A 6,316-nucleotide genomic window follows, 5' to 3' on the forward strand; every position below is an offset into this window, starting at 1 on the left:
GAAAACCTTGTCTACGTGTTCTTGGTGAAGACCAGCCGCAGGCCGATGAGGGTGAGATGCGGTTCGTGGTGCGCCAGCGTCTCGCTTTCGGCGATGATGAGGGACGCCAGCCCCCCGGTCGCGATGACCACGGGTTCGGTGTCCAGCTCCTCGGCGATACGGCGTACCAGGCCGTCCACCTGGCCGACCACACCGTAGATCATCCCTGACTGTAGTGCCTCCACGGTGCTCTTCCCGATCACAGATCGTGGCGGTGTGAGCTCGACCTTCCGTAGCTGCGCGGCCCGGGACGCGAGCGCGTCAAGGGCGATCTCGATACCGGGGGCGAGTGCGCCACCGAGGAACTCGCCCCGGCTGGAGACGACGTCGAGGTTCGTGGACGTCCCGAAGTCGACGACGATCGCCGGCCCCCCGTACAGGTGGTGGGCGGCGAGGGTGTTCATGATGCGGTCGGCGCCGGCTTCCTTGGGATTGTCGATGAGGATCGGCACCCCGGTGCGGGTACCCGGCTCCACCACGACCGCCGGGATTCCGTCGAACGTCCGCACCAGCATGCGGCGGATCTCGCGCAGCGCCGCCGGCACGGTGGAGCAGACTGATACGCCGTCGACGTCGTAGCCGCGCAACAGGCCGCGGAACAGCAGCGACAGTTCGTCCGCGGTGGCGTTCGGGTCGGTGCGTATCCGCCAGGAATCAATGAGCTCGTCGTTGTCGAAGACTCCCAGGACGGTGTTGGTGTTGCCGACGTCGACCGCGAGCAGCATCAGAGATCACGATCCTGGTTCGGTTCGATATGATTATCTAGGCGCTGATCCAGAACGAGATCCAGACTCAGATCCAGACCGAGATCGAGTGCGGGCGCGGAATGGGTCAGTGCGCCCACCGCCAGGAAGTTGACGCCGGTCTCGGCGACCGCGCGCGCGACCGCCAGCGTCAGCCCGCCGCTTGCTTCCACTGCCACCCCGGCCGGGCGGGCGAGGGCGACCGATTCGCGCAGTTCGTCGGGAGTCATGTTGTCGCACAGGATCAGGTCCGCGCCGGCCGCCACGGCCTCAACCACCTGGGCCTGCGTGTCGCATTCCACCTCGACCGCCAAACCGGGGAAGCGTGTGCGCACCGCGGTGAACGCCGCCGCCACCCCACCCGCGGCGATCACATGGTTGTCCTTCACCAGCGCGGCGTCTGCCAGCGACATACGGTGGTTTACCCCGCCGCCGCAACGTACCGCGTACTTCTCCAGGGCACGCAGCCCCGGCAGGGTCTTGCGGGTGTCGCGGATCGCTGCGCCGGTACCGTCGACCGCGTCCACCCACCGGCGGGTCGCGGTGGCAACCCCGGACAGGTGACACAGCAGATTCAGTGCGGTGCGTTCCGCGGTGAGCAGAGCGCGCACCGGGCCGGCAACGGTCAGGACGGCGTCGCCCGGGCCCACCCGGTCGCCATCCGAAACGCTGATCGTGATCTCCAGTCCACCGGCGCGTTCGGATACCGACCGGGGTGCCGGCTCGATACCGGCCACGTCATCCCGTGACCCGTACTGTTCGGTCAGTACGATCTCGAACACCGCCGCCGCTACCGGCAGACCGGCGACCACCCCTCGCGCCCGCGAGACGATCGCGGCCCGGCCCTGGAGGTCGGGCGCCACGGTTGCGACCGACGTCGCGTCCACCGCTCCCGCCGGGCCGTCGGCAAGATCCTCACAGACGGCCCGACGCACGATTTCGATGATCATACCTGGGTCGAGTCCGGCGGATACCAGCGCGCCCCGGATCGGCGCCGACACGGGCATCAGGCCGCGTCCGAGGCACGTCCGGCAACGCCGCTGCCGGCGTCCGCGCCTGCGCTGCGCGTGCCTGAGCTGCGCGTGCCTGCGCTGCCCGTGCCTGCGCTGCGCGAAGCAGCCGAACCACCCGGTGCGGCCATGTCACGTGCAGCGTTCGCCGCCTCGTAGGTCACTGACAAGCCGCCTTCCGCATCCAGCCGGGTAATGATGTGACCACGCCACGCCACATCGTCGGCGTTGGGGAAATCCTCTCGCCAGTGTGCGCCCCGGGTCTCCTGACGCAGCGCCGCGGCGGCGACCAGCGCGGTGGCGACCGTCCGCAGGTTGGTCATCTCCCACGCATCCGGTCCGGCTGTGACCGTGCCCCCGCCGGACCGCCGCGATTCCCCGAGGGCGGCGAGCGTCCTGGCGGTGGTCCGCAGGCGCTCGGCACTGCGCAGTACCCCCGCGCCGGCTGCCATCGCCCGGGCCAGGTCCGCGCGGGCCACCGGGTCGGCGAGCCCGGCCGAGCCGCGTCCCACCACCGGGTCCGCGGGCCGTGCGGGGGTCGGCAGCCCGCGGGCGAGGTCGGTGGCGATCCTGGCGGCGAAGACCAGTCCTTCCAGCAGACTGTTGGACGCCAACCGGTTCGCGCCGTGCACGCCTGTGCACGCGACCTCACCGCAGGCGTAGAGACCGGGGACGCTGGTGCGGCCCCAGCTGTCCGTCCGGACACCACCGCTGGCGTAGTGCGCCGCCGGGGCGACCGGGATCGGCATACTGACCGGGTCCACCCCGGCGGCACGACAGCGTGCGGTGATCGTCGGGAACCGCCGCAGCAGCGTGGATCTGCCCAGCCCACGGGCATCCAGGTACAGGTGGTCGACGCCCTGAGCAGCCATCACACGCGACATCTGCTTCGCCACGACATCGCGCGGGGCGAGATCCGCCAGCTGGTGGACGCCCGCCATGACAGCGCCGCCGGTGGCGTCCACCAGCCGGGCGCCCTCGCCGCGCATGGCCTCACTGACCAGTGGCTGCTGGCCGGACACGGGGTCGCTGGGACCGGGAGCCGCATCGCCACCGGTTCCTGCCAGCCACAGCGCGGTCGGGTGGAACTGGACGAACTCCAGGTCGGTGACGATCGCCCCGGCGCGCAGGGCCAGCGCCACGCCATCGCCCGTCGACACCGGCGGGTTCGTGGTTGACGCGAAGACCTGCCCCATCCCACCGGTCGCGAGGACCACTGCGCGGGCGGTTACCGCGCCCACGCCGTCCCTCGTCCCCTCGCCGAGGACGTGCAAGGTCACCCCGGCGGCGTTGCCGTCCGCGTCCAGCAGCAGGTCGAGGACGAGCGCGTGTTCGATCACCTCGACGCCCGGATCCGCCCGCAGCGCGGCGATCAGGGCCCGCTCCACCTCCAGGCCGGTCGCATCCCCGCCGGCGTGCACGACCCGGTTGCGCAGGTGTCCACCTTCGCGGGTCAACGCGAACCCGCCCGCGGAGTCGTCACGGTCGAACGACGCGCCGAGGTCGGCCAGTTCCCGGACCCGGGCCGGACCCTCGGTGACCAGGATCCGGACCGCGTCGACGTCGCACAGCCCGACCCCGGCCACGAGGGTGTCGGTCAGGTGATCATCTGGAGAATCCTCCGGGGCGAGTGCCGCGGCGATCCCACCCTGCGCCCATCGGGTCGAGCCCTCGTCCAGGCGTGCCTTGGTGACCAGTAGTACCCGGCCGCCGGGTACTGCCGCCCGGGCATGCAGGACGGTGGCCAGCCCCGCGATCCCGGAGCCGATCACGACGATGTCGGCATCGCGGGCCCACCCCGGTCGGGGCGCGCCAAGCTGACACGGCAGGACCGTCACGTACGAACCCGCAGCCCGGACGATGCCGGCCCGATCGACGCCGGCCCAATCGACGCCTGGCTCACCGCGTTCGGGCTGACGATGTCCCCACGCAGGCTGGACGGATCGTCCGGGATTGCCTGTGCCGGGTCGTCCCCGCGCGCGACGACCCGGTTGGCGCTGTCCACGAACAGCACGCGCGGGGCGAACCGGCGGGCGTCCGCGTCGGCCATGACCGCGTACGACAGTATGATCACCAGATCGCCGGGGTGGACGAGCCGAGCCGCAGCGCCGTTGATCCCGATGACGCCGCTGCCGCGTGGGCCGGCGATCGTGTACGTCTCCAGCCGGGCACCGTTGTCAATGTCAACGATCGTGACCTGCTCGCCGGGCAGCAGGTCGGCATCCTCCAGCAGGTCGACGTCGATCGTCACCGAGCCGACATAGTGGAGGTCGGCCTGGGTGACAGTGGCTCGATGGATCTTCGACTTGAGCATGGTCCGGAACACGGTCAGCCGGCCTCCTCGGGCAGCGTGAGCTCGATGTTGTCGATCAGTCGGACGGTGCCGACCCGGGCCGCGACCAGCAGCAGCGCCTGGCCGCGACGCACCGGCGTCAGGTCATCGGGGCTGGCGAGGGTGAGGTAGTCGACGTCAACACCCGGTTCGGCGGCCAGGACGTTCTCGGCGGCCGCGAGTACCACGTCCGGGCCTTCGTCCGCGACGCTCACCCCGACCGCCAGCGCTCGCGACAGCGCGAGCGCGGCGCGGTGTTGATGGGTCGTCAGGTAGGAGTTGCGGCTGGACAGGGCCAGTCCGTCGGGTGCCCGGACGGTTGACACCCCGACGACCTCGGTCCGAAAGGCCAGATCCCGCACCATGCGGCGGATGAGGACAAGCTGCTGGGCGTCCTTCTTGCCGAAGAAGGCCAACTGCGGACCGGTGAGGTGCAGCAGTGTCGCCACGATCGTGAGGACGCCGTCGAAATGCCCGGGACGGCTCGACCCTTCCAGCAGATCGCCGAGTGGGCCGGCGCAGACGCGGACAGCGGGTGGGGCCTCGTGCACGAGCGTCGGCGCGAAGACGACGTCGACCCCCTCGGCGGCGCAGATCTCCAGGTCCGCCTCGAGCATCCGGGGGTAGCGCGAAAGATCTTCCCCCGGGCCGAACTGGAGCGGGTTGACAAAGATCGTGACGATCAACTGATCGGCACGCGCACGGGCCGTCCGGATGAGTTCGCAGTGCCCGGCGTGCAACGCCCCCATTGTCATCACGACTGCACGCGTTTCCACGGGCGCTAAGGGTGACGAGTGGAGTAGCGTCTCGAGGTCCGCGCGGCTGCGTACCAGTGTCGGCTTCCCGCCGTTGGACGGTCGGGGGCGCGTCGAAGTCGTGGTTCGGGCTGTGGCCATCAGTGTCGTTCCAGTCCTCGTGGGGGTACCGGACGTCGGCAGTCAGCGTAACGCGTCCGCAATCGCCCGCGCTCGCCTGTCACCCACCGCATATCGCACCCCGTCCGTCTTTGTCGTGATGATCCGAAACATCGCCTATGGTTCGGTTCATCCTCGATCCTGCCCGTCTGCGGCGGGATCATCACGACGTCCGGGCGTGGCGAGCCGCCGGCAGCGGCGAACACGGGCGCCGACGTGCCGGGATGCCCGACCACTAAGCGCGTTACCCGCTGGGCTCAAACATCGCGATCTTAGAGCGCCCCTGTTGTCGGGTGATCTTAGGCTGTGGCCAGGTAGTCGGCGAAGGACGTACCGGTCAGGCGCTCGTACGCCTCGACGTAGCGGTCGCGGGTGGCCTCGACGACCGGGTCGGGCAGTTCGGGGCCGGGTGCGGAGCGGTCCCAGCCGGTGGAGATCAGATAGTCACGAATGAACTGTTTGTCGAAGGACGGCTGCGAGCGCCCTGGCTGCCAGCTGTCGACCGGCCAGAATCGGGATGAGTCCGGGGTCAGTATCTCGTCGGCCAGTCGCAGGACGCCGTCGGTGTCATGGCCGAACTCGAACTTGGTGTCGGCGAGGATGATGCCGCGCTCGGCGGCGAGATCGGTCGCGCGTTCGAAGATCGTCAACGTGAGTCTCTCCAGGTCGGCGGCCACCTGCGTGCCGACGCGGGTGGCCGCGTCCGCTCGGCTGATGTTCTCGTCGTGCTCGCCGACCGCGGCTTTCGTCGACGGTGTGTATATCGGCAGCGGCAGCCTGCTGCCGTCGAGGAGCCCTGCCGGCAGGGTGTGGCCGCTGACCGAGCCGGTTCGCCGATAGTCCTTGAGAGCACTGCCGGTCAGGTATCCGCGGGCCACGCACTCGATCGGCACCATCGACAGCCGTCGGCACAGCATCGACCGGCCGCGTAGCTGCTCGGAATAGGGCGCGAGCTCATCGGGGTACTCGTCCACGTTCGCACTGAGCAGGTGGGACGGCACGATGTCGGCGAGTTGGTCGAACCACCACAGGGAGAGTCCGGTGAGGACGGCGCCCTTGTCCGGGATGTCGGTAGGCAGCACGACGTCGAAGGCGGAGATCCGGTCGCTGGCGACCAGCAGGACCGAATCGTCGCCGACGGCGAACAGCTCCCGTACCTTGCCGGATCCCAGATGGGTCAGCCCGGCGAACTCCTCATGCGTCAGCGGCATACCGAGACCGTATCGAGGCACGCCGACCGTATCGAGTCGCGCCGATGCCGATGCCGATGCCGATGCC

At 69.8% G+C, this 6,316-nt stretch carries 6 protein-coding genes; all 6 read right to left on the reverse strand.

What is annotated here, in order from left to right:
• Positions 1-11 precede the first annotated feature (11 nt).
• The 6 genes from U9980_RS19180 to U9980_RS19205 all read right to left on the reverse strand — a co-directional run bounded on the left by U9980_RS19180 (position 12) and on the right by U9980_RS19205 (position 6,249).
• On the reverse strand, positions 12-764 hold the full coding sequence (locus U9980_RS19180) for a type III pantothenate kinase (protein ID WP_322751587.1): 753 nt from the start codon (positions 762-764) through the stop codon (positions 12-14).
• Positions 764-1,789 carry a carboxylating nicotinate-nucleotide diphosphorylase gene (nadC, locus tag U9980_RS19185; RefSeq protein WP_322769185.1) on the reverse strand — a complete coding sequence of 342 codons (1,026 nt, stop codon included), beginning with the start codon at positions 1,787-1,789 and terminating at the stop codon, positions 764-766. Before nadC ends, U9980_RS19180 begins: the two co-directional genes overlap by 1 nt.
• Positions 1,789-3,630, reverse strand: coding sequence for an L-aspartate oxidase (locus U9980_RS19190; protein ID WP_322769186.1), 1,842 nt, complete (start codon positions 3,628-3,630; stop codon positions 1,789-1,791). The genes nadC and U9980_RS19190 overlap by 1 nt, the downstream gene beginning before the upstream one ends.
• Positions 3,627-4,118, reverse strand: coding sequence for an aspartate 1-decarboxylase (gene panD, locus U9980_RS19195; protein WP_322769187.1), 492 nt, complete (start codon positions 4,116-4,118; stop codon positions 3,627-3,629). The genes U9980_RS19190 and panD overlap by 4 nt, the downstream gene beginning before the upstream one ends.
• A gap of 2 nt (positions 4,119-4,120) precedes the next feature.
• Positions 4,121-5,020 carry a pantoate--beta-alanine ligase gene (gene panC / locus U9980_RS19200; RefSeq protein WP_322755453.1) on the reverse strand — a complete coding sequence of 300 codons (900 nt, stop codon included), beginning with the start codon at positions 5,018-5,020 and terminating at the stop codon, positions 4,121-4,123.
• 317 nt (positions 5,021-5,337) lie between these two features.
• Positions 5,338-6,249 carry a phosphoribosylaminoimidazolesuccinocarboxamide synthase gene (locus tag U9980_RS19205; protein WP_322769188.1) on the reverse strand — a complete coding sequence of 304 codons (912 nt, stop codon included), beginning with the start codon at positions 6,247-6,249 and terminating at the stop codon, positions 5,338-5,340.
• Positions 6,250-6,316: the final 67 nt, after the last annotated feature.

The sequence above is a fragment of the Protofrankia sp. Cr1 genome (genome assembly GCF_963555865.1).
GTDB lineage: Bacteria > Actinomycetota > Actinomycetes > Frankiales > Frankiaceae > Protofrankia.

Coding starts and splice junctions, on each gene's coding strand:
- U9980_RS19180 (WP_322751587.1), bottom strand. CDS start 764: ATGCTGCTCGCGGTCGACGTCGGCAACACCAACACCGTCCTGGGAGTC.
- panC (WP_322755453.1), bottom strand. CDS start 5,020: ATGGCCACAGCCCGAACCACGACTTCGACGCGCCCCCGACCGTCCAAC.
- U9980_RS19205 (WP_322769188.1), bottom strand. CDS start 6,249: ATGCCGCTGACGCATGAGGAGTTCGCCGGGCTGACCCATCTGGGATCC.
- nadC (WP_322769185.1), bottom strand. CDS start 1,789: ATGCCCGTGTCGGCGCCGATCCGGGGCGCGCTGGTATCCGCCGGACTC.